This window comes from Bisbaumannia pacifica, from assembly GCF_007989625.1.
GTDB lineage: Bacteria > Pseudomonadota > Gammaproteobacteria > Pseudomonadales > Halomonadaceae > Bisbaumannia > Bisbaumannia pacifica.
This window is the reverse complement of the sequence record NZ_BJUK01000087.1, coordinates 1-3,576: the sequence shown is the minus strand read 5'-3', so window position 1 is coordinate 3,576 and position 3,576 is coordinate 1. Positions and strand designations below refer to the sequence as shown.

The 3,576-nt window shown below is 61.2% G+C and carries 3 protein-coding genes; all 3 read right to left on the bottom strand.

What is annotated here, in order from left to right; genetic code table 11:
- Positions 1 to 602 precede the first annotated feature (602 nt).
- Positions 603 to 1,400 (bottom strand): PoNe immunity protein domain-containing protein, encoded by a 798-nt coding sequence (locus HPA02_RS17955; RefSeq protein ID WP_146804575.1) that lies wholly within the window; start codon positions 1,398 to 1,400, stop codon positions 603 to 605.
- Positions 1,401 to 1,402: 2 nt separating this feature from the next.
- On the bottom strand, positions 1,403 to 2,155 hold the full coding sequence (locus HPA02_RS17950) for a PoNe immunity protein domain-containing protein (RefSeq protein ID WP_146804574.1): 753 nt from the start codon (positions 2,153 to 2,155) through the stop codon (positions 1,403 to 1,405).
- Between the two features lie 9 nt (positions 2,156 to 2,164).
- On the bottom strand, positions 2,165 to 3,576 hold a 1,412-nt coding region (locus HPA02_RS18505), incomplete at its 5' end, for a bacteriophage T4 gp5 trimerization domain-containing protein (protein WP_422677935.1).

Genomic DNA, 3,576 nt, shown 5'->3' with positions numbered 1-3,576 from the left:
AGCGGCGGTAGGAATAGCCAATCCAACTGTTCAACAGCGGGCCATTGATTTCATAGACGGTTACTTCGTTCCTGGGCCGCCACAAAATGTTATGCAGTTTGTTGGGGGTGTGGTAGAAGGGGAAGTCGCCAAATGAAGTCGGATGATTTATTTTTTTTTATAGGCGGAGTGGTTTGCATATTTTTTGGAGTTAAGGTTTTTATTTCTCCAATACAAAGATTAAAGTCTGTTATTTATGATTTCGGGGGTTATCATGAACTAATCGGGGTTGTGTTGATTATATTTGGGGCTGTTGGCGTTTACAGCGCCATCAGAAAAAATAAATAGGCTAGCTCAACTAAGAAGCGCAACACGGACGTTGCATCCATGCACCACCCGCCAGGGAAGGCACCTCGCTGTTTCCCTGGCGGTAGCGTGGCTGAACGGCCGCCTTGCCAACGCCGAATGGTAGCGGTGGCGACACCAAACTGGCGGGCCTGCTCGCTATCCGTGATGTTGGAAGGTGCCGCCTGAGGATGTTCGCGGCCATCTGGCCAGCGTCACCAACGCCCTGAATGGAACCATCCGTACCTATCATGGCCGCGCTCGGGCGGCCGCTGGCGTTAAGGTTGCTGGCTCAGGTCGCCGGGATAATGCGCATGGTCGCGGAAGTCCCGATCGTCGATCCCCAAGAGCTGGGTGACCAGTAGCGCCTCGACGCTCCAGTAACCGACGTAATAGTCGGTGTAGACGAATTCGCCATCACACAGGTGATTGTCGTACCAGTCGGCCTCCTGGCACTGGTCATACCACTGATCGAGGAAGACCCCGAGCAGGGTCTGCTGCGTGGTGGGCTCGGCATCGAAGGCGGCCAGCAGGGGGCGATAGAGAGCGGGGTAGAGCAGTTCCTCGGCAGGTGTCTCGGGCGGGTGGCCCAGCCGGGTAGCAATGCGGTCCAGCAGCGCATCGCGTCCGGCGTTGCCGATACTGGCCAGCACCTGCTGAATATGCGCCTTATCGGCGTCGGTGGCGATCAGCAGGCCCAGCCACCACAAGGCATAGATGTAGCGGTTGATATTGGCTGAGCCGCAGGCCTCGCCCTGGCCGCCGAAGACCTCGAAGGGCTGGCGATAGACCTGCTGGCCGGCCGGCAGCCGCTCCGCCACTGCCGAGAGCTGTTGGCGCAGTGGCAAGATCTCGGCCACCAATGGCGCCAGTTCGGCCCGGCCGGCACCGCGGGAGTAGTGGGCCACCGCACGTAGGATTGCCAGTTCATAGAGCTGATGGGCGGCATCCACCTGTTCATCGGGCAGCACAAAATCGCCGGCGTCCAACGCCTGCTGGGTCTCCTCGATGCCCTCGTCGAACTCGGGTAACAGCTCGTCGAAGTAGGCGGCCGAGCGGCGGGTATCACGCAGCATGCTCAGTCTCCATGCACCAGGGCGGCGGGGTAGTAGCGGTGATCCCGGAAGGTGCTGTCGTCGATATCGAACAGCTTGACCACCAAAGCGGCTTCGAAGCACCAGTAGCCGTAGTAACCATCAGGGCTACAAAGATGCAAGTTATAGCCAGGAAGGCCCTTGCGGTTATCGTACCAGTTATCCAGGAAGGCCTTCATCAAGGCTGGCCGCTCAGCCGGTTCGGCATCCAGCACCTTCAACAACGGTGCATAGTGCTTCTTGTAGAGCAGCGTATCCGCCACCGGACGGTTGATATCGCCAAATTGAACGCAGATACGGTCGAATAGCGCATCCAGCCCGGCGTTATCCATTAGCGCCAGGGTCTCCTGGAAATAGCGCTGATCCATCCCGACTCCTGCAGCAAAGGCCAGCCACTGCATATACTGTTCGTAGCTGTCCTGAGTCAGGTTTTCCCACATAACCCGATCCGGCTGTTCTACATCGGGCAGCGCATCGGCAAATTCTTTCTGACGCTTACGATAGGTGAGTAACTGCTCCACCTCATCACACATTCCGGTAATCTCATCGCCTCGAGAGTAACGAATGGTCAGCAAGCTTAGGGTTTGATCAACAACTCCATACGCCACTTTCATTCGTGCCGGCAGGTCGAGATGCTCGGGAGCCGCTAGGTCTTCCATATCCTCTGCCAGACACTCTAGCTTGAAAGAGATTCGCGCATCAAAGTAATCCTTGGGCTTCAAGGGGTCTCGGATCATCAGAGTCTCCTATTGGAATCCTGTGGGTGTACCGGATACATAGCCACGTTGATTGAGCTTACTCGCTCTCATGCTACCGTCCGGCAGGTTGCGAATCAGGTGTTTCTCGACGATGTCAGCGTCGCCACGTTGAAGCCCCCTTTGTATTCGACGCCGATCCGATTCGTTGAGACCCGCACTGCGCAGGCGCTGGCTGTCATTTGCTAGAAGCCAGTTATCACTCATCTGCCGGCCATCCCGAGTCTTGCCCAGCCGAGCTCGATTGTACTTGGCCTCGGTGATCACAAACTCCGGCGGTGGGTTGGCGTTACGGTATACTCCATCAATACCTTGGGTGCCGGGCGTGTACCTGCCGTTGGTATTGCCCACCGGCTCAAACCCTCTTTCGTGCATCAGCAGGTGGGCATTGTGTTCGCCCGCCGCCGCCCGGCGATGATTGAGCCCGATGTACTGCGGGAAGTCGTCCGGGGTGAGCGCCCCGCGTGGCGGTGGCAGCCGCCCCGCGTGCCGCCCCAACTGCCCGGCACGGGAGGCGGCGCGCCCGGCTTGGCCCGCTCGGGCGGGGGCGAATACCACGCTGGCCAGTTCGGCCGTGCCACGCCCGAGGGCCTCGCCGGTCTCGCCCCGGGCCATGGCATCCCGATAAGGCTCGGTGAAGGCATCCACCAGTAGGCCGGGATCATCGCGCAACGTCTCGAGCGTCTCACGAGTCGCCTCCAAGGCCTCGGAGTGGCCACGATAGCCCGGGTGGAGCTGCTCGAGGGCCCAGGATGCCGGACTGGTCTTGAAGGAGTAGGCCGCCAGGTCTACCAGGCCTTCGGCGGCTTCCACGACCACCCCGGCGGCGCCCCGGGCGAAACCTTGGGTATGGTGCCACATGCCCTGGGGCGCATCGACGATGTCGCTGTCGAGCCGGGCCTGCTGATGGGCCCGCAGCGTCACGTCCTCGCTGCGTTCTGGGGTGGCCTCGCCCGGCAGGCGCGGCGCCTCAGCCTGTTGGCCGCTGCCCGTGCCGGGGCTGCCGCCGGCATTGATCTTGATCCGGGGGCCTACGAGGGTCACCCCGGAGGCATCGAGCTTGATAAAGCTGCCGCCGGCCTTGAGGGTGATCTCGCGGCCGGCGTTGAGCACGACCTTGTGGCCGGCCTTGATATGCAGTTCGCGGCCGCTCTCGGTCAGCCAGGCCTGGCCGGCCTCGAGGTGCAGGCTGCCGTGCACGGTGAGGTGCTGGCCGCCCTCGCCCTTCACCTGGGTGTGGCGCTGGCCGTGCACGGTGAGGTGATCGTCGCCGTGGATCTCGCCGAGGCGGTGGCGCTCGATGGCGAGGTGGCTGTCGCGGCGGATGGTCTCGGTGCGGTCGTTGAGGGTCAGCAGCTCCAGGTCCTTCTGGGCGTGGAGCCAGATCTGTTCGGCGCCGGTCG